The sequence below is a fragment of the Methylobacter sp. S3L5C genome, assembly GCF_022788635.1.
Taxonomy (GTDB): Bacteria; Pseudomonadota; Gammaproteobacteria; order Methylococcales; family Methylomonadaceae; genus Methylobacter_C.
The window spans coordinates 3,144,329-3,164,114 of record NZ_CP076024.1 but is presented as its reverse complement, the minus strand read 5'-3'; the positions used below and the strand labels follow the sequence as shown (position 1 = coordinate 3,164,114).

General features: G+C 43.6%; 20 protein-coding genes and 2 pseudogenes. 9 read left to right on the top strand and 13 right to left on the bottom strand.

Annotated elements, in window-relative coordinates; genetic code table 11:
* The first annotated feature begins 1 nt into the window (after window position 1).
* Entirely contained in the window at window positions 2–634 is a 633-nt protein-coding gene (locus tag KKZ03_RS14180) for a DUF4400 domain-containing protein (RefSeq protein WP_243217468.1), read from the top strand.
* Between the two features lie 107 nt (window positions 635–741).
* On the opposite strand, the gene KKZ03_RS14175 is transcribed toward KKZ03_RS14180, so the two are convergent.
* Window positions 742–963, bottom strand: a complete 222-nt coding sequence (locus KKZ03_RS14175) for a DUF2490 domain-containing protein (protein ID WP_243217467.1) — start codon at window positions 961–963, stop codon at window positions 742–744.
* Between KKZ03_RS14175 and KKZ03_RS22080 the strand changes: the two genes are divergently transcribed.
* Together KKZ03_RS22080 and KKZ03_RS14170 are read left to right on the top strand one after the other, a co-directional pair.
* The gene (locus KKZ03_RS22080) at window positions 937–1,125 is read left to right on the top strand and encodes a proprotein convertase P-domain-containing protein (protein WP_371744738.1); all 189 of its coding nucleotides are present in this window, start codon (window positions 937–939) and stop codon (window positions 1,123–1,125) included. The two genes, KKZ03_RS14175 and KKZ03_RS22080, sit on opposite strands and share 27 nt — an antisense overlap.
* Window positions 1,126–1,278: 153 nt before the next feature.
* Window positions 1,279–1,701, top strand: a pseudogene (locus tag KKZ03_RS14170) (transposase); the annotation flags it as partial.
* Here KKZ03_RS14170 and KKZ03_RS14165 read toward each other — a convergent pair.
* The 5 genes from KKZ03_RS14165 to KKZ03_RS14145 form a co-directional block, all read right to left on the bottom strand.
* A complete protein-coding gene (locus KKZ03_RS14165; RefSeq protein WP_243221633.1) occupies window positions 1,698–2,051 on the bottom strand; it encodes an IS1 family transposase in 354 nt (117 codons plus the stop codon). The pseudogene KKZ03_RS14170 and the gene KKZ03_RS14165 overlap by 4 nt on opposite strands.
* A 39-nt stretch (window positions 2,052–2,090) precedes the next feature.
* Window positions 2,091–2,216, bottom strand: a complete 126-nt coding sequence (locus KKZ03_RS14160) for an IS1-like element transposase (RefSeq protein WP_256452032.1) — start codon at window positions 2,214–2,216, stop codon at window positions 2,091–2,093.
* A gap of 445 nt (window positions 2,217–2,661) precedes the next feature.
* Complete coding sequence (locus KKZ03_RS14155; protein WP_243217201.1) at window positions 2,662–2,964, bottom strand: XRE family transcriptional regulator; 303 nt, start codon at window positions 2,962–2,964, stop codon at window positions 2,662–2,664.
* Entirely contained in the window at window positions 2,961–3,305 is a 345-nt protein-coding gene (locus tag KKZ03_RS14150; RefSeq protein WP_243217465.1) for a type II toxin-antitoxin system RelE/ParE family toxin, read from the bottom strand. Before KKZ03_RS14150 ends, KKZ03_RS14155 begins: the two co-directional genes overlap by 4 nt.
* Before the next feature lie 346 nt (window positions 3,306–3,651).
* Window positions 3,652–4,554: a LysR family transcriptional regulator gene (locus tag KKZ03_RS14145; RefSeq protein WP_243217464.1), complete on the bottom strand. Its 903-nt coding sequence runs from the start codon at window positions 4,552–4,554 to the stop codon at window positions 3,652–3,654.
* Window positions 4,555–4,739: 185 nt separating this feature from the next.
* On the opposite strand from KKZ03_RS14145, the gene KKZ03_RS14140 reads away from it, so the two are divergent.
* The 3 genes from KKZ03_RS14140 to KKZ03_RS14130 all read left to right on the top strand — a co-directional run bounded on the left by KKZ03_RS14140 (window position 4,740) and on the right by KKZ03_RS14130 (window position 7,078).
* Window positions 4,740–5,321, top strand: coding sequence for a carbonic anhydrase (locus KKZ03_RS14140; protein ID WP_243217463.1), 582 nt, complete (start codon window positions 4,740–4,742; stop codon window positions 5,319–5,321).
* Window positions 5,322–5,551: 230 nt separating this feature from the next.
* Window positions 5,552–6,079, top strand: coding sequence for a rhodanese-like domain-containing protein (locus KKZ03_RS14135; protein ID WP_243217462.1), 528 nt, complete (start codon window positions 5,552–5,554; stop codon window positions 6,077–6,079).
* Window positions 6,080–6,553: 474 nt separating this feature from the next.
* The gene (locus KKZ03_RS14130) at window positions 6,554–7,078 is read left to right on the top strand and encodes a hypothetical protein (RefSeq protein ID WP_243217461.1); all 525 of its coding nucleotides are present in this window, start codon (window positions 6,554–6,556) and stop codon (window positions 7,076–7,078) included.
* A gap of 24 nt (window positions 7,079–7,102) precedes the next feature.
* Here the strand turns inward: KKZ03_RS14130 and KKZ03_RS14125 are convergent.
* Window positions 7,103–7,226: pseudogene (locus tag KKZ03_RS14125) on the bottom strand (IS1595 family transposase); the annotation flags it as partial.
* Between the two features lie 257 nt (window positions 7,227–7,483).
* Here KKZ03_RS14125 and KKZ03_RS14120 point away from each other — a divergent pair.
* The gene (locus KKZ03_RS14120) at window positions 7,484–8,140 is read left to right on the top strand and encodes a thiopurine S-methyltransferase (RefSeq protein ID WP_243217460.1); all 657 of its coding nucleotides are present in this window, start codon (window positions 7,484–7,486) and stop codon (window positions 8,138–8,140) included.
* Between the two features lie 278 nt (window positions 8,141–8,418).
* Here the strand turns inward: KKZ03_RS14120 and KKZ03_RS14115 are convergent, their stop codons facing one another.
* The 6 genes from KKZ03_RS14115 to KKZ03_RS14090 all read right to left on the bottom strand — a co-directional run bounded on the left by KKZ03_RS14115 (window position 8,419) and on the right by KKZ03_RS14090 (window position 16,718).
* A complete protein-coding gene (locus KKZ03_RS14115; RefSeq protein WP_243217459.1) occupies window positions 8,419–9,186 on the bottom strand; it encodes a DUF4405 domain-containing protein in 768 nt (255 codons plus the stop codon).
* An 80-nt stretch (window positions 9,187–9,266) separates the two neighbouring features.
* The gene (locus tag KKZ03_RS14110) at window positions 9,267–12,530 is read right to left on the bottom strand and encodes an efflux RND transporter permease subunit (RefSeq protein WP_243217458.1); all 3,264 of its coding nucleotides are present in this window, start codon (window positions 12,528–12,530) and stop codon (window positions 9,267–9,269) included.
* Window positions 12,530–13,615, bottom strand: coding sequence for an efflux RND transporter periplasmic adaptor subunit (locus KKZ03_RS14105; RefSeq protein WP_243217457.1), 1,086 nt, complete (start codon window positions 13,613–13,615; stop codon window positions 12,530–12,532). The genes KKZ03_RS14110 and KKZ03_RS14105 overlap by 1 nt, the downstream gene beginning before the upstream one ends.
* Before the next feature lie 49 nt (window positions 13,616–13,664).
* A complete protein-coding gene (locus KKZ03_RS14100) occupies window positions 13,665–15,065 on the bottom strand; it encodes a TolC family protein (protein ID WP_243217456.1) in 1,401 nt (466 codons plus the stop codon).
* Window positions 15,066–15,235: 170 nt separating this feature from the next.
* Window positions 15,236–15,436 (bottom strand): DUF2892 domain-containing protein, encoded by a 201-nt coding sequence (locus KKZ03_RS14095; RefSeq protein ID WP_243217455.1) that lies wholly within the window; start codon window positions 15,434–15,436, stop codon window positions 15,236–15,238.
* A 1-nt stretch (window position 15,437) separates the two neighbouring features.
* A complete protein-coding gene (locus KKZ03_RS14090) occupies window positions 15,438–16,718 on the bottom strand; it encodes an NAD(P)/FAD-dependent oxidoreductase (protein WP_243217454.1) in 1,281 nt (426 codons plus the stop codon).
* Window positions 16,719–17,083: 365 nt separating this feature from the next.
* Here KKZ03_RS14090 and KKZ03_RS14085 point away from each other — a divergent pair, with 365 nt between their 5' ends.
* The gene (locus KKZ03_RS14085) at window positions 17,084–18,646 is read left to right on the top strand and encodes a cytochrome ubiquinol oxidase subunit I (protein WP_243217453.1); all 1,563 of its coding nucleotides are present in this window, start codon (window positions 17,084–17,086) and stop codon (window positions 18,644–18,646) included.
* Entirely contained in the window at window positions 18,643–19,782 is a 1,140-nt protein-coding gene (gene cydB / locus KKZ03_RS14080) for a cytochrome d ubiquinol oxidase subunit II (protein ID WP_305852353.1), read from the top strand. Before KKZ03_RS14085 ends, cydB begins: the two co-directional genes overlap by 4 nt.
* Window positions 19,783–19,786: the final 4 nt, after the last annotated feature.

Genomic DNA, 19,786 nt, shown 5'->3' with positions numbered 1-19,786 from the left:
CATGCAGCGCAATTTACTGCTCAGCCTGTTGATCTGGCTATTAGAAATTATTCTGGTGGCCAGCTTTGTATCGGATCGCTGGACACGGGAAATTCAAGCCGCCGAAGACCGGATGCTGGTCGCATATATTGGTGTAGAGAAAGAATCCGAAATCCGGGAGACCAGCCAAAAATGGTTTGATCGGCTCTTTGTCCGAACCGGAATCAAGGAGAGTATTTACCGCTACTTCATTCCGACCGAGCGCGAACGGCAGCTATCCAAAGGTTTCGAAGATGTTGGTCGCCATGATTTATTTCCTTTTATCCAGAGCCGACTAGATGTGCTTATGGGTACTGTATATCAAATGATCAAACGCTTTATCATGGCATGGATATGGCTTCCCTTTTTCATGGTAACTTTACCCCCTTTTGCAGTTGATGGACTGATCCGGCGAAAAGTCAGCCAGACCAATTTCGACTATCCCAGTCCCCTGGCGCATCGCTACAGCCTTTATGTCATTCTGGGCGCGGTGTATCTATTGTTTATGGGCTTAACGCTACCGTTTCCGATACCACCGCAATCGATACCGGTAGGTATTTTCGTCGTGGCTTTTGCCATGAATGTGTTGTTAGCCAATACCCAAAAGCGAATTTAAACTGATTATAGAGACTGAGTGGGGAAATAGGGCCACATCGTTAAGAATAACCGGCAATTCCTAACAGATAGAAAGTTTATCGAGTAAAGTGGCTATGCCAAATAAAGTTAAAAATTGGCAAACAAAGACCCCATCATCAAGTGGTGCATGGTGTTATTGGTATGTGTCGCATCATCCAGATACTGATTGAGATATCCCCCTTCGACCCGGAGGTTTTTATTAAAAGTCCAGCCAAGTCGAGCAAATGCACGGTTTTGATTAAAGCCGGATTGTCCCCCTGAGCGCGTAGGGTTGACGATTTTGTGTTTGTTAAGGCTGTCGATATTCATATTGCTCATCCTCACATTGGCGATCTTCTGGTGCAACTGGAATGCCCCAATGGCCGAATCATCAATTTACATAATCGCGGAGGAGGCCATAAGAAAGATCTCAATACCGATTATCGCGTTACGGAATGCGGCACTTCTCAGGTAGTGAGGAACTGGAAGTGACGAATAAGCGATAACGCTCAGTTTGCAAAAGGTAACTTGTTAAGCTGAAAATTACGTATCAATACAGATAAAACGGATGTTCCTTTATTCCGTATCAGCGGCATTAAAGACTGGTATTTGATCGGCAACGCGATCACGCCGGGAGGAGACGATGGCCATCCTTTACGCATCAAATTAACACCGGTCTCCGGCTTCACTAAAAAAGCCATTGCTGACTGGGCTAAAATCAACCTTGTACCTGATTGCTCCGTGCTTTCTGATGGCTTGAGCTGTTTTGCTGCGGTATCCGAGGCTGGGTGTCAGCATCGGGCTATTATAGTCGACGGTCGAAAACTTAAAGATATGCCGGAATTTCTTTGGATTAATACGATATTAGGTAATCTAAAAACCAGCCTGGGTGGTGCTTATCATGCCTTTGGCTTCGCAAAACACACCTCGCACTATTTGGCAGCATTTGCCTATCGCTTCAATAGCCGCTTCCAACTCGATAAGCTTCCATCGCGTCTTCTTGTCGCGGCTATTGCCATTGGGCCTCGTTCAGAGGTATGGCTTCGGTCGGCTGAAGCATCTTGCTAATCAGGAATTGTTTTGCATGCCAGACGTTTAATCCACGTCCTAAAGTTTAGGTTTTTACGTTCTATTTTTTGGGTATTGCGCTTACCAATTTCATGCTTGTCGGCATCGAGATGGCGTTCATAGGCTCCCCAATGATCAGTGTAGTACCGCTTGATACCAAATGGTTCAAGTAACGCTTTGAGTTTTTGAAAAACCACATCCTTACGCTTACCGAACATATAGGCAAGCACGATGTTGGTAGCGTGGTCAATAGCGTGCCAGAGCCAACGTTGATTAGATTTATTACCGACATAAGACCACTGTTCGTCGAGTTCTGCCTCATAACCCGCGTCCTCTAGCCTGACGTTCAGTTCGCCGCTGGCACTCAGCCCAACTATTTTGGGATTAACCTAAACAAGACTGACGGCTTTATTTCTTAACGTGTTAATAACCGTATTCTTATCGATTTTTAGCACACGACCCGTATCACGAATGCCACTGCCATTGATTGCCATATCTATTACCCGCTCCTTTATGCCTAGCTCGCAGGCTCCCGGTAACGATATTTCAGCATAAAGGTTTTAGCTGGGCAATTTGGCTCTTGGCAACGGTAACGTTGTTCACCGTGCGCATTATATCCGGCTGACGAAATAGGGTTGCTGTTACACTGACGACAGGTAACTTCTTGATAACAGGTCATGGTCAATATTATGGGGGTTTAATCGTAAGTAGTCGTTCAAAAGTTATTTAACATTTTCAAAAATAAAATCATCGATTATTTAGCAAATAATCCAGTAATGGAGATTTTTTAAGTTTAAATACGATTTCTTAGGCAAAAAACTGCATTTACTATTTTGTTAAAAGACTTTTGGCTACCTACTTAATGTCATAACCTCAAGTATATTGAAAATTACAGATTTCACCCACTACCCAATAAATGACCCTTCGACTTACCTACATCGTGGGAGCTGTAAATAAAATTCAGACTGATTCCAGTTCTATTCTTACTTTTTTTCCAAGAGCGGCGGCGGCACTCATTAAGGTTGTAAGAGTTAAACTGGTGTCTTTTTCATCCAACAACCTATTAAGCGATGCTCTGCTGGTATGCATTTTTTTTGCCATTGCCGTTTTACTCAGCTTAAGCGAAGACATACCTTCTGAAATTTGCCAAGCAATAACACGTTTTGTTGCTACGGCAGTTACTTCTTCGAGAATCGCTTCTTCGCTAAGAAAGTCGTCAAAGCTGCTGCCAATATGAAGGTTTTCTTTGTGTTGATTATTCATCTTTTCCCCCGCAAGGTCTTTAATCTTTGTTTTGCCAAATCAAGCTCTGGTTTCGGTGTTTTTTGATCTTTCTTGATAAAGCCATGCAGCAGAATCATTGTTTTTTTGACGATTACAAACAGAACTCGCGCTATCCGATTATCAAGCTTAATTCTGACTTCCCAAATGTCGCCTTCAATGTGATCGACTAACGTCATACCAAGAGGCCAACCGAATTGCACCGTTTTAATATCTTCGCCAATAGTTTTTCTATCTTGAGCAGATAAATCTTTTAACCATTCTCTAACGGGTTCGCTACCTGCTTCAGTTGCAAAAAAATTAACAGAAAGTATTGGCGTCATATTTATAGTGTATCAAAAAAGATACGCAAAGAATAGCATGTAAAACAGGAATAGTATTGTAACTTTTCAAATCCAGTGTCAGCTGTGTTCACATCTGAGTCGCAAAAAACAGCTTTGACGGAACAATGAGGTTTTTATCGAAATTCGCACCGTTTGAAGTCACATTGACCCAACACATAGCCAATATAGATGACCAATTAGAAAGTAGCCCAATTACATTGTATATTTAATTATTGGCTACGTTAGTCAATTTCAGTATACCCCCTTTGGCTACTGATTTTACAATTTCGGGGGATGGGTAATATTAGCCTCTTACCATATGGTGTGCCTTTAGATAAATTTCAAGTTAGCTTGAGAGTCGGTTGTTTTTTGCAAAGTATTTGATTAAAAACTCCACAAATGTAGCTAACTTGGCGGGCAGAAAGCGTCTTTGCAGATAAGTCGCATAAATCTTTAACGAGGGAATGCGAAAATTCGGCAAAATTTCGATCAACTGACCCTGTTCCAAATAATTCATCACCGATAATTCAGGTGCCTGGGTTATGCCCATACCCAAAGCGGCTGCCTGACACAGGGCCCTGCCATTGTTTGAGGCAAAATGCCAGTTCGCCTTAATTTTAACCTCCTCGCCACCGTCATTAAACACCCAATAATCTTTATGTGGCGTATCCATATAATGCAGACAGCGATGCGAGCTTAACTCGTTAATGTGTTGTGGTTCACCGTGTTCAGCGATATAGTCAGGAGATGCATAAGTGCATAATCGGGTTTGGGCAATTTTTCTGGCAACTACGCCAAAATCAAGCGTATCCGTGACCAGAATAGACAAATCGAAACTGCCTTCGCTTAAATTAACTTGGCTGTTATGCAAGGTCATCAAAATTTTAACATCGGGATATTCCCGCTGATAAGCATCAATGGCAGGCACCATATAAAGTCCGCCAAAATCAATTGATGCGCTGATTTTTAAAGTACCTTTTACCTGTAAACCCATCTGCGAGGTATATTCTTCCAGTTCCGAAAAATCCTCCAGCAATTGCTTGCTGCGGTGATAGTATATTTCCCCCGCTTCGGTCATGCTGAGTCGCCTGGTTGTTCTGTTTAATAAGGCAACCCCTAAAGATTCTTCCAGCTGAGCCATGTATTTACTAATCATCATCGCAGAAAGATTCATTTCGCGGGCAACCGCTGTAAAAGTACCCAACTCAACAATTCGGCAAAATACCTGTGTATTATTTAATTTAGCCATATTCGATCTTTTATAAACTTTGAGTTTATATTGTATAACCTATATCGCTATTTAAAACCATGCTTTATTGGAGTAAACTTTGAACTGGAGATAGTTGTTCTAATTGCCGCTTGGTCTTTTTCATTCCTTAATGATCAGGAGCAAGCGGTTTTTTTATGGCCCAACAATAATAATGAGAGGTGTTTATGGGTAAAATTCTTAATGAAGTTTTAGCGGCAAACAGAGATTACGCGAATGATTTTGGTGACAAAGGTGCTTTACCTATGCCTCCCGGAAGACATTTTGCGATTTTAACCTGTATGGATGCCCGTTTGGATCCCGCCAAATATGCGGGCTTATCTGAAGGTGATGCCCACGTAATTCGTAATGCTGGCGGCCGAGCCAGTGAGGACGCCATTCGTTCTTTGGTTATCTCCTATAAATTACTGGGAACCCGCGAATGGTTTGTCGTTCATCATACCGACTGCGGCATGGAAACGTTTACCGACGATATCATGCGCGGCCTGTTAGGCAGCAGCTTAAAAACTGCCTCCGTCGATGCCAACGGCTGGCATGATTGCTGCGAAGGTCCAGGTTCAGCAGAAGGCAAATATATCGACTGGTTGACCATTAAAGACCAGGAACAAAGCGTTTTTGAAGATGTAACCCGCATTAAAAATCATCCGCTGGTTCCTTCCGACATCCCCATTTACGGTTACATCTACGACGTTAAATCAGGCCGGCTAATTGAAGTACCCGCCGCGACAGAAGTCGGTAGAGTTAGTTAATAACCGTTCAAACATGCTCGCCTCCTTATCCTCTGGAGCGAGTATGGTCTATTATCCTCCACAGGATTCGTATGCAGGAATTATAATTGCATTCCTGCCCGCAATTTTGAATGAATTCTCGTCTGTTTTTGGTTAATTCTCTATACCAATTGACACCCATTTATTGGAACGGTTTTCTTGCTACTTGGGGATCCACTTGACACACTTAAAAAACTAATAGCCAAGGAAAGATGATGAAAAAAATGTACCGTATCCTGATAGTTTTATGCCTGTTTGTGACTAATGGCGCGTTGGCGGGCAATAGTTTGTTAAAAGAAACTGACATTGAAGCGGTGGCGCTTAAAGTAGCCACAGAAACCATGCAAGGTAGTTATAAACTTTTGAGCGTGGCTGAGCTTAAACAAATGATTGATGCCAAAGAAAACTTTGTACTAATCGACGCACACCCTACCGAAGAATACAATCTGGCTTATATTGATGGCGCACGGCATTTCGGTTTTCAATCTAATCACTCGGGTAATTGGGAAAAAGATATAGCGATGCCTGATAGTTTTACGCAAGAGGATTATCGTGTCTTGCTGGGCGCTGATAAAAACAAGAAAATCGTCACTTATTGCGGTCTTACCAAATGTGGCCGCTCACATAATGCGGCATCTTGGGCAAAAAAACTAGGCTACACCAATGTATACCGTGCGCCAGGTGGCATTTCTGCATGGATAGATAGCGGTTATTCCTACAAAACTAATTTGAACAAGTAATGGTATAACCACTATTGGGTGAGTTTAAACAATCGACAGAATTGTTTCATAGGATTTTAGATAGTCTCTACAAAACAGTGCAAGTCCATAAAATCAATTAGTTGCGATAATTTATATTATCGCATTGATGGTTTGTACAATACCTTCGCCAATTTTTCGTTTGTAACCTAATGATTCATAATAATGAGGCAATGGCATTAGTTATTAATAATTCGATTGGGCATTTTGCTGACATAGTTTTTAATATAAACACGTACTATCAATAAGTTAAACATCCTATGTTTTCTATGTTCGAGGGGTAATTTTTTGACGAAGGTATTGCAAGAATGATGACACATTTTTAATCGACTACCGTATCTTCCAAAGCCGAAGAAATAGGTAAGATTCATGCAAGAGCAGCTTAAATTTTGGCGAAGGTATTGTTACTTAATTTAGTATACTTTCCTATATCACTAGGAATTATTGAGAGCTATTATGAAGCATAAAATTTTATTTTCATTATTACTGGTGAACTTAAGCTGTTTCTTGATCACTGGTTGTGATCAAGGTCAAAAAACTGCGAAGGTGAGTCAATCTATGGCAAAAAAATACACACAAGCGACTTTTATAGAGGGTATTGTTAGCAATGACAAAGGTGCGATTAAAACGGGTATAGTTAAAGTGACTGATGAAAGCGATCGTATCATTACCCATGTGGCGGTGGACAATAGCCATTTCCGCGTGGAAATTCCAGCCAATACGGTTTTACCAATTCTGTTAACGTTTTCTTCTGACTCAAGCGCAGAAAAACTAGTCACTGCTGTTATTGATGACACGATTACGAAATATTTTATTAATCCATCAACAACGGCAATTGCTAAAGTAGCGAAAACAATGGGGGGGTATACTCGTGTTAATATGATCCGCGCTGCGGAAGATACCGTACATACGCCTGATGCGAATAAAACCACTACTGGCTGGCGAGGTGATCCGACGACACAATACGGTGGTTGGCATTAAAGGTATCTTGACTCTATCAAAAAGCTAAGTCAGCGTTAAATATTGAAAATTTCCCAGAGCAGTATTGAATAGCGATTCCGATACGAGTTGTCGATGTTGTTCAAAAACTCTCGTGCCAACACAGATAGTTTGGGGAATATTTAATTGCCGCTCTTTAATAGTTATTGCTGTAAGTCCGGAATGACTGCTGATGGCCGTCATGAAAAACTTTTATCACCAATAATTCGATTTATTGAACAACACCAGTTTAGTACCGAGAAAATATCATCTATGGCAAACTAACTTTGTTTGACATACAAATGAGGAAGTTGCTAGATAACTTCTTTTTCTTTGTCCGTGTAACGACGGACTTTGATTTTACTACCCACTTATACAGCATTTTCAATCACTGGTGAGGCCGCTATTATGAATACTGAATTCTGGCTTGAAAGTTGGGAAAAAAATAAAATTGGTTTTCACCAACAGGAAATCAATAGTCATCTTAAATCGTATTGGCAGCATTTAAACGCTACCAAACATTGCCGTGTATTGGTTCCGTTATGTGGAAAAACCCGCGATATGTTATGGCTATGCGGACAAGGATACCGGGTTCTTGGCGTCGAAATAAGCCCGCTTGCTGTACGCGATTTTTTTACTGAAAGCAGTTTAAATCCTGAAATCGTTCAACAAGATAACTTTTGCCGTTGGGAAGCCGATAGTTTGGTCATTCTTCAAGGTGATTTTTTCAATATTAATAGCGATCAGGTTCAGGACATAGCCTGTGTTTTTGATCGTGCTTCACTGGTTGCCTTGCCTGTCGAACTCCGTCAACAATACGTTCAACATTTAAAAAACATTTTGCCGGATAACGTGAAAACTTTACTGATGACATTTGACTATGAACAAAAAGAAATGAATGGTCCGCCTTTTTCCGTCAGTGAAAACGAGATTCGCGACCTTTATCAGGAAGATCATGAAATCATACTACTCTGCAAACAAGACGTACTGGATGAATATCCCCAACTTCAAGCTCAGGGACTGAATCGTTTACAGGAGAAAATCTATTTATTAAAGCCACGTTAGGGAAGCTCTAAATAAAGTTCGTGCTAATATGGAAACAGCGTTGCTGAGTAGAAAGTCTATAGGAATTTTATCCCGTATGTTTAAATTCTCCAGATATTCATGTGTTTGCCTTGATAACTTACCTATGATTAAAAAAATAAGCCTGTTACTTAAGAGCCACTGTTGGACAGGCTTCATTAATAAAATATCTGTGAGTAAACCGATTATCAGTTCTATAAACGACCGCTAAATATCCGGCATGGAAAGCATGCCTGACCTGTCAGGCTTATTTCCCAACCTCAGCTTTTTACCGTCCACTCTGCTCCCGAATCTATCCAGGCTTTCAGTTTCAAAACATCTTGTTCAGAAAGCTTATGTACATTAGCCATCGGCATGTCCTTTCTTATCCCGGATACAATAGCAATTAACGGACTTGCAGCGCCCTGTCCCGGTAAAATTAAAGGTGATCGCCCATTACTTCCGAAGAAATCTTCCCGGCGATCAACACGAAAATTAGCTAACTGTTTTTGTGGACCATGGCATGACAGGCAATTGTTCTCGAATATTGGGTAGATATCTTTCCATAACCCTACAGCTTGTTGATCAATACTATTGTGTATCGGCAAAGTGGTTAAAGATTCGTTAACCGGATCAGCATTCCCCCTATGCCCCAAGTGTTTTCCTCGCATTGGACCGGCTATTTCTTTAACGCTATTTTCAGCAGTCCAAGCAAAAATCGTCATAAGACAGATAACTATACCACCTGTTAATATTCCACTGCGAATTAGTGAAGGGTGCGCAGTTTGTAACAAATGACAGCGTTTACCTATTACGGTAACTATCCAATTCCAATGTAAAACCAAATGAATAATAAGGATTATCAAAAGCCCCAGACTGATCCAGAAATGGCCATCGCCCCATTGATGACGGGTATAACCCCACAAACTCAAGGTTTTGTTGCTACTTGGTGGCAACGGAAAACGCAATATGTATCCTGTCGTAATCATACCTAAGAGTAGAAGTGCCGCAATGATGTCGATGATGATGTTAGCAAATGTACGATTCATAATTAATAGGAACTTTAGCTGTTGTTACGTAACTTAACGGCTCCCAATTAAGATCTTGGCAACCAGAAAAAATTTATTTATTATTTGTTACTTACTTCCTTTTCCTTGTTAATCAAAAAATAAACCACCGGAATTACCAACAGTGAGAATAAAGTCGAGGCAAAAATACCAAAGATAAAGCTCCAGGCCAGTCCTGAAAATATCGGATCAAGAATAATTACAAAGGCACCGAACATGGCCGCTCCCGCAGTCAGAAAGATAGGCCGTAAGCGAATCGCACCCGCTTCAATCAGCGCATCGGCAAGCGTTACATCGGCACGGGCACGAATGCGTTCGATAAAGTCGATCAGGATAATGGAGTTGCGCACAACAATACCCGCCAAAGCAATCATACCTATCATGGCGGTGGCGGTGAAATAAATCGGGTTGGGATAACCTGCAACAGGTGTCGCCATAAACTGGTTCAGCAACCAAAATCCCGGCATGATGCCAATCACCGTTAAGGGAATGGCGATCATCATAACCAGTGGTACGGTCAGTGATCCGGTTTGCCCGACCAATAAAACATAAATCATCACTAACGCGGCTGCAAAAGCAAGTCCAAGGTCACGAAAGACATCAACAGTAATTTTCCATTCGCCCTCCCCCGCTAATTCGGCGCGATAACCCGGCGGCAATGGGCGTTCGGCAAACGTATCATTAAGATCAAAAACGGCTTCTACCGGACTGCGTCCTGCCATTTCGGCAATGACGTAACTGACCCGTTGCAGATTTTTATGATAAATAGGCTGATCTTCGTTTTCCAGGGTAGCGGTGCCTAGCTCACTTAAGGGTATTAGTTCACCTTGATCTATTTTTACCCGTAATGCCAATAAATCGGCAATAGATGAACGTAGCGCACGCGGTAATTGCAGGTTAATTTCCAGGGGTTGGCGCTCTCTGTCCGCATGTACGATACCCACAGTTTGACCCGCCAAAGCGATACGCAGCGTTTCTGCAACTTGCGCAACACTGACACCCGACAAGGCCGCTTTTTCCCGATTTAACTGAAAATGCACTTTATCATGCTGCGCTTCGGAAAAATCATCCACATCGACTACGCCTTCGGTTTTTTCCATATCGGCTCTAACCCGCTTGGATACTGCTATCAAACTGTCAATAGTCGCTTCAGGCGGGCCATAGATTTCAGCAACCAGACCGGAAAGCACCGGTGGCCCTGGCGGAATTTCAACAATTTTAAGGTTGGCGCCGTATTGCTTACCAATTTTTTCTATGTCAGAACGAATGCGTAAAGCGATTTCATGCGACTGTTGCTCGCGCTTATCTTTAGCTAATAAATTAATTCTGACTTCACCCACATAACCACCACTGCGTAGATAATAATGGCGAACCATGCCGTTAAAATCCATCGGTGCAGCAAGGCCGGTATAGGTTTGATAATCAGTCACTTCATTGACTGTCGCCAAATAACTACCCAAGGCACGCGCAACTTCATCGGTTTTTTCCAGGGTTGAGCCACGCGGCATATCGATCATGATTTGCAATTCGTTTTTATTATCAAAAGGCAATAATTTAAGCGGCACGGCGCGAGTAATAGCCAGCATGGTTGAACCTACAAAGGCTATCAGCACAATGAGTAAAAATAATTTGGCACGCCTCGGAGTCGCTAGCAGCGGGCCCAGGGCCGCGCGATAGGTCCGATAGATAAAGATTTTTTCGAGTACTTCCGGTGCTTCGTCGCTATGCTTGTGATATTCGCTTTGCAGTAGTTTGAAGCTGGCCCAAGGAGTGACAGTAAAAGCCACAATTAACGAGACAATCATGGCGATCGGCACGTTAAAAGCCATGGGTGCCATATAGGGGCCCATCATGCCGGTGATATAAAACATCGGCAGAAATGACACAATCACTGTAAAAGTCGCCAAAATAGTCGGCGGCCTGACTTCATCGACCGCCGTCAATAGCGCTTCCAGCGGTGATTCTTTGCGTAATTTATAGTGCCTGTGGATATTTTCAACATCCACTATCGGATCATCCACCAATAAGCCCAACGATAGAATCAAGGCAAACAGAGTAACGCGATTAATGGTGTAACCGGAAATATAATCCAGTAACAAAGTCAGCGCCAAGGTCATCGGTACGGCAATGGACACAATAAATGACTCTTTCAGCCCCAACGAAAAAGCCAGTAACACCACGATAATGACGATGGCAAAGCTTAAATGTTTAACCAGTTCGTTCACTTTATCGTTAGCGGTTTCGCCATAATCACGGGTAACGGTTAACAAAACATCTTCGGGAATCAGCGTGCCGTGCATTTTTTCTGCGTTGGCAATAACGGCTTCGGCAACATGAACGGCATTACTGCCTTTACGTTTGGCAACGGCAATAGTGACCATTGGCCGTTCTTGCCCGACTTGCGGCTGGTTACCGGTAGCTTTGCCAATCGTAGGCATTTCATCGACAGCAGGGCCAAAGCCGATACGCGTGTAATGGTCGACATCTGCCGGGCCATCTTCAATACGCGCCACATCCCGCAGATAAACAGGACGTCCGGCAACACTTTTTATAACGGTCGCGCCCACTTCTGGTGATGAACTAAAATGCGGGCCGGCTTCCAGTAAAATTTCACGATTATTACTTTCAAAGCTACCCGCTTGCAAATTAACATTGGCATTGGCCAGCGCCTGAGTCACTTCAATCAGCGTTACGCCATGCGCGGCAAGACTGGCCGGGTTGGCATAAATGGAGACTTGGCGTTGTTCGCCGCCAACCACCCAACTTTTACCCACATCGCCCACACTTCTTAGAGAAATAATCAGCTCATCGGCAATGCGGCGTAATGCCATAGAATCATAATTATTATTCTGTGCAGAAAGTGTCAGTAACACGATAGGCACGTTATCAATTTCTACAGGACTTACTTTCCAGTGCGTAACCCCCGGTGGAATAAGGTTCTGGTTGGACATAAGCCGATCCCAGGTTTTAACCAGACTGTCTTCAAAATCCTGGCCGACAAAATAACGCACGGTAACCATCGCCGCACCGGGCTTGGAGATGGAATAGACATATTCCACACCTTCAATTTGTTTGAGCAAAACCTCCAGCGGTGTCGACACCAGCTTTTCAACTTCTTCGCTGGAAGCCCCCGGATATTCAATCAGCACATCCATAACCGGCACGACAATCTGTGGATCTTCTTCACGTGGTGTAAGAACCAGTGCTGCAGCTCCAGCCAACAGCGAAATAATCAGAAATAAAATGGATAACTGTGAGGTGGTAAAAATTTCGACAATCTTGGTCGTCAAGCCACGTTTCGGTTTTTGATTTTGCAGTTCGTCCATTATGGTACCTGCGGTGGATTAACGATGACGATTTCACCAGCGTGTAAACCGGAAATAACTTCAATCCTGTTGCCAAAAGTTTTGGCTGTTCTGATATGGCGCATAAGCTGCCGGCCTTCTGACCAGACCGTAACCACTTCCAGTTGACCAATCTGCTGCACTGCGCTGACGGGAATCAATAAAGCGTCATGTTGGCCGCAAGCTTGTTCCAGCCAACCAAAAGATCCCGCTTGCAAACCTGCCATTGCCGGCAAGGCAATTTTAATCAATCGGGTGCGGGTTTGCGGGTCAACATCAGGACTAATTTCGTCGACTTGAGCCGTAACCGTTTGGCCCAAGGTATCAATAAGTACCCTAACCTCCATGCCCGTACGATAACGTACGGCACAAGTGCCGGGTACGTCGGCTTCAAGCCTTAAACCTTGTGGTATCTGTAATGTGACCACCGGCACACCGGGCAAACCCATGTCACCGGGCTCTTTAAGGCGCTTGACAACAGTGCCATCAAATGGTGCCAGTAATAGCGTATCAGCCAAATGGGTTCTGACTTCACTTAGCTTACTGGTTGCCTGACTGACTGCCGCTTGCGCCTCTTTTGCACGGGCGACGACGGCATCAAAATTTTCACGGGTTGCAGCTTCTTTACTGTACAAGCTTTTGATCCGTTGCTCGTCTGCTTTGGCACGACCGGCTTGCGCAGTTGCACCGGCAAGTGCGGCAAGGGCGACATTTTCCTGCGCCCTGATATCACGCTCATCCAGAATGGCAATCACCTCGCCTTTTTTAACTTTATCGCTGGCATGAACCTTAATCTCGATAATGCGGGCTGTCATTTTGGGAGCAATATTAGCCACGATTCTTGATCTTACCGTGCCAGGCCAGTTAAGAATATCGTCAACCTGTTTTTTTTCAACCACGGCAGTTTCGCTTTTGGGGGTATTTACATCGTTAACCAGTGGGCTTAAGCCGGGCGATACTTTACTGACAAAAGTCCCTTGAATGTAAAGCAGCAACAAAATCAAGGCTAAAACGGCGATGGCAATAGCGATAATTTTGTTACGGTTTTTGTGTTCAGGTTGTGACATGAGAACTCCTGTATTTTGGATAAATCATTGGGGCTACGAAAAATCGCTGTTATTTCCAGTCGCCGACCGCTTTTTTTAATGCCGCTTCTGCACTCAGGGCATCGTAATGCGCTGCGATAGTATTCGATTGCGCTTTATTTCTGGCAACTTCCGATTCGATATAACGGGTGACCGTAACCACTTCAGCGCGTCTTTCTTCATTTACCAGCCGTAAGGCCTCGTCGGCGGCGAGCACCGAGACTTCGGTAACACGCAAACGCGCCAAACCTTCCTGCAATTTTAAATAGGCAATTTTTACTTCCTGCTCAATACCCAGCCTGGTTTTTCTTTCTATTTCCCTAACTTCGGCGGCTTTTCGCTCTGCCGCACTAACCCGTTGTTGGGTACTAAATCCTGAAAACAAATCCATTTCGACAGTAACGCCAGCGGTAACATTATCTTTGTTACCGGAAAATCCGGGCGCTTGGCTATTTTGCCCGTAACTGACATAAGCATCGGCCTTGGGTAAATAAGCGCCCTGCTCACTTTTTAACTTGCGTAAACTAATTTCTACTTGTTTGGCGGCAGCTTTTACTTCAGGACGCTGCGTCATGGCAAGTTCAAGCAAATCATTAAACGATCCTGTCAACTTGGGCTTGGTTAACAGCGAAGCTGACGGTGCGACCGTAAAAGCTTGATAACTGGACAAGCCCAGCAAGTTGGCGATTCCGGCTTTGGATAATTCAATACCGTTGGTTGCCCTGATTTTGGCATCCTCTACTTCAGCCAATTTTACTTCCAGTGATAATACATCTGATTTAAGTACGGTTCCGGCTTCGTACTGTCGTTTTGTTTGATTTAACTCACTGGTGATTGCGGAAATAGAGTCCTGGGCGACTTTTTGCGCTTCTATAGAGGCCAAATAAGCATAATAAGAAGCCGTTACCGCTTCAATCAAGGCGTTATGAACGGTTGAGCGCTCAAACTCGGCAGCGTCTATGCCCAACTCCGCCGCTTTACTATTTTGATAATCCTGACCACCACGGAACAGCGACAGTTTTCCTATGATTTCAGGACGAAAATTTTGTCGGTAACCCGGATTATTAATATAATTGATGTTATTGGGTTCAAAATCTCTTTGCGAGACAATCATCGAAAAGACCTGAGCCGGATTGTTGGATGTTTCATAACCCACTCTGGCCGTTACTTGCGGATAGAATGCAGACAGTGCCACACCTAATTGGGCTTGAGCCTGATTGATGCGTTCAATGGCGATTTGCAAGTCAGGATTATTGGCGATTGCATAGTCAATGGCCTGATCCAGCGTAAAAGATTGGCTGGTTAATTTTTCCGGCGTCGCTTTATCGACAGCACTTTTAGTAACAGGATCGGCTACGACTGACGACAAGCCTGATAGCAACAGTACCGGTAACAGACTTAATGCCAAACTGTTTTTTATTATTTTAAGCATAATCTTCACGTACATGTGTCAGGTTTAACAATACCTGTTAAAAGTCTGTTGATATTTTTTATTCACCACGAAGGCACGAAGAGCACGAAGGATCATGTTTCTCTTCGTGTCTTCGTGGTGAAAAATATAACCGTGTTTTTCGCCGAAAACTTATATAAAACTGTACGTAATCAGAAAGCACAACCCGGCTTGACACCCAACTTTTTAAGCAGCATTGCCATCGGACAAAACCCCGTAAAGGCTGATTGCAACAAATTAGCGCCAACAAAAGCCGTAAACCATAGCCACAAATCAGAATGATAATGTGCCAGCAACAAACTGATCAGGATAAAACTGCCGGCAACAGCAAACACGATTCTATCAATACTCATCTTATTCACCTTTTATGCGTACTACGCCCATTAATTTGAGCATTAACTTTTCATAATAAGGCTCACTGATACCTTTGCGTATTTTACGCATGAAGTACTTCTCGAAACCGATTTTAGCCAGATGCACCCATTTACCTTCCGCAGACCAAGTTGTGTTACGCGGAGGAATTTGGGGCATAGCCAGAAAAGCCACTCCGGAATCACCAAAATCAGCCAGGCACAAAGCATTCCATGTGGCTACATGTGTTGGTTCTTTACCTGCCAGTTCATCGGCAATATTGTGTGCGGTGGTAGTCACCATTGATTCAATCATATAACCGGTTTTTGGAACACCGACCGGCACGGGTGTCTTTTCTATTGGCGGAATGGCAATACAAACACCAACGGAATAGATATTTTTAAATGTTGCGTTACGCTGGTGCTCATCCACCAACACAAAGCCGCGCGGATTGACCAGCCCTTCAACACCGACATGACGCACCGCATCAACGCCGGTAAAGGCCGGCAGCATCATTGAATGCTTAAAAGGCAGCTCATGTTTTTTCTTGTCGTTGCCGTCTTCATCAACTTCAGTTACAAACATCATGCCGGATTCAACTTTATCGACCTTGGCATTCGTTATCCATTTAATGGACTTCTCACGCAAGGCACTTTCCATCAAACCTTTAGTATCGCCAACACCCCCTAAACCTAAATGGCCGATATAAGGTTCTGAGGTAACAAAAGTCATCGGTACTTTATCGCGTACTTTTTTATTGCGTAATTCCGTTTCCATAATCATTAAGTATTCATACGCAGGACCATAGCAAGAAGCTCCTTGTACTGCACCGATAACAATCGGCCCCGGATTCTCCATAAATCTGTCCCAATCTTCTGCAGCCACAGCGGCATGGTCAACATGACAGACGGATGAAGTAAAACCGTCAGGTCCCAAGCCGGGAATTTCATCAAAGGCCAGTCGCGGTCCTGTCGCTATAATCAAAAAGTCGTAAGCAACGGCTGAACCATCGACCAACTGAACCTGATTATTAAACGGATCAACTTTTTCTGCCGCTTTTTGAATGAATTCAATACCTTTCTTTTTCATCACCGGCGCCAACTCAATCTTTAAGTCTTCCGGTGTTCGCCATCGTGGTGGAACCCAAGGATTTGAAGGTACAAAATGAAAAGTAGGTGAGTCGGAAATCACAATAACATCGTGTTTTTTTCCTACGGTTTCCTTCATTTCATAAGCCATTGGTACGCCACCAATACCGGCACCTAAAATTACAATACGAGCCATGATTATTCTCCTTATTTATAGTTATTACTACGTGCGTTACATTTTTCAATTGACGTGCTGTCAATTGACATCCCCATTAAAGTGAATCGGCACATACCCTGAACAACGAAAAAATCATTAACCTGCACTTGATCAGATAAAGGCACCGTGAAAGCAAAAATATATATTAGTATTTGTTAATATTGCTAGACAATAACATAAATTAACCCTAGCATACAATACTAATTAGTCAGGGTAAACCCGGACAAAAAGTATGCTTTTAACAAGACATTTAATTTACACACAAAACGTGTTGATTTACTTTGTATTTACTGTTGTTTACCTCAGGTTCTGGCTTACAGAACGGCAACTCACAGGGGAAGTTTATGATTTCAGAAGCCGTCGTTGATTTATCTCGTTGGCAATTTGCAGTAACCTCTTTATACCATTTTTTGTTTGTTCCTTTGACCTTGGGCTTATCGTTTTTACTGGCGATTATGGAATCAACCTATGTCATGACCGGCAAAGAAATTTACAAGGATATGACCCAGTTTTGGGGGAAATTATTCGGGATAAATTTTGCCTTGGGCGTGACGACCGGCTTGACCATGGAATTTCAATTTGGCATGAACTGGTCCTACTTTTCACATTATGTCGGTGATGTTTTTGGTGCGCCGCTGGCCATTGAAGGCTTGATGGCATTTTTTCTGGAATCGACTTTTGTCGGCCTGTTTTTCTTTGGCTGGGATAAACTCGGTAAAGGCCAACATTTGACAGTGACCTGGCTGGTGGCTTTAGGCTCCAATTTATCCGCATTATGGATTCTGGTCGCTAATGGCTGGATGCAAAATCCGGTCGGCGCCGACTTTAATTATGAAACCATGCGCATGGAACTTTCCAGCTTTGGCTCGCTGTTATTTAATCCGTCTGCCCAGGTTAAATTTGTTCATACCGTTGCTGCAGGTTACACAACTGCCTCTGCTTTTGTACTCGGCATCAGTGCTTATTACATGTTAAAAGGTCGTGATGCCGCTTTTGCACAACGCTCTTATACCATTGCGGCAGGTTTTGGTCTGGCCGCCGTCTTGTCAGTCATTATTTTAGGTGATGAAAGTGGCTATACCGATGGCGAGGTACAAAAAGCCAAACTCGCTGCGATTGAAGCCGAATGGCACACCGAACTACCGCCGGCAGCATTTACCGTAATCGGTATTCCTGATCAGGAAACCATGGAAACACGTTATGCGGTAAAAATTCCCTGGGTACTTGGCCTGATCGGTACGCGCTCTATTGATGAACCCATCACCGGATTATCGGAAATTCTGGAAAAAAATCGTTTACGGGTACGTGAGGGCATCAAAGCTTACGCCGCGTTGCAAACAATAAGAGCCGGTAACAGGAATGCAATTACCCTGGCAGAATTTGACCGCTATAAACAAGACCTGGGCTATGGCTTGTTACTCAAACGTTATACGGATAAGGTCGTTGATGCGACTGAGGCACAAATAGAGTCGGCCGCACAATATTCGCTGCCCAGAGTCGTACCGTTATTCTGGACCTTTCGGATCATGGTCGTTTGCGGCTTTATTATGCTGGTGATATTTGTTATGGCCGTTATTGCCAGTTCCATTCGAAAATGCCGGCAAACCTGGTTATTACGTGCCAGTCTTTTGATGATGCCGTTACCCTGGATTGCCTGCGAAATGGGTTGGTTTGTCGCCGAATTTGGCCGACAACCCTGGACAATTGCAGAAATTTTACCGACCTTTTTAAGTGCATCCTCCTTAACCGAACTGGATTTATATCTTAGCCTGGCTGGTTATATCGGCTTATATACGGTATTTTTGGTCATCGAAATGTTCTTGATGCTTAAATTTATCAAGTTAGGCCCCAGCAGCCTGCATAAAGGCCGTTACCATTTTGAAATTGCTTCAGGAGTCACACCATGATGTTTGATTATGAAACCATGCGCTTGATCTGGTGGGGATTTTTAGGTGCCTTATTGATCGGCTTTGCCATTACCGGCGGCTTTGACCTGGGCGTCGCCATCTTGCTACCTTTTTTAGGTAAAAATGATACCGAACGCCGTGTGATTATTAACTCTATCGGCGCTACCTGGGAAGGTAATCAGGTTTGGTTTGTCACTGCCGGCGCGTCCTTATTTGCAGCCTGGCCCGTAGCCTATTCCGTGGCATTTTCAGGATTTTATTTTGCCTTGCTGTTAACCTTGTTTGCGTTATTTATGCGGCCGATAGGCTTTGATTACCGGAGTAAATTACCCAGCCAAAAATGGCGCAACAACTGGGATATCGCCTTGTTTGTCGGTGGCTTTGTCCCTGCGTTAATTTTTGGCGTGGCCTTTGGCAATTTATTAAAAGGTGTACCGTTTTATTTTGACAACGATATGCGTATTTTTTACACCGGTTCATTCTGGGCCTTATTAAACCCGTTTGCCTTGGCAGCCGGGCTTGTTAGCTTATCCATGATAGTTATGCACGGTGCAGTATTTTTACAAATCAAGACCACCGGCGATATTAATCGTCGTTGTAAAAAAGTAGTCGCTATTTTTGCCATAATAACACTGGTCATTTTTGCTCTGGCGGGCATCTGGATTGCCAATATTGATGGCTACCAGATCAGCAGTGACGTTTTACCTAACGCACCATCTAACCCACTGGCAAAAATAGTCAATAAAGAAACGGGCTTATGGCTGGATAACTATGCGCATTATCCGCTGTTGTGGGCGGTTCCCGGCTTGGCATTTTGTGCTGGAGCATTAACCATGGCGCTATCAACAATCGGGCGTCCGGGTTTGGCATTTATAACCAGCTCATTAACCTTGGCCGCCGTTATTTTAACCGCCGGCGTGTCCATGTTTCCTTTTCTGATACCGTCAAGTTCTGCCATCAACAGCTCTTTAACCATATGGGATGCCAGTTCCAGCCTTGGTACCTTAAAAATCATGTTCTGGGTGACGGTGATTCTTTTGCCTGTTGTTATTACTTACACCACTTGGGTGTTCCGTGTGTTGCGCGGCAAAATAACGGTAGAACACATTCATCAAAACGACCATACCGCTTATTAGGAGA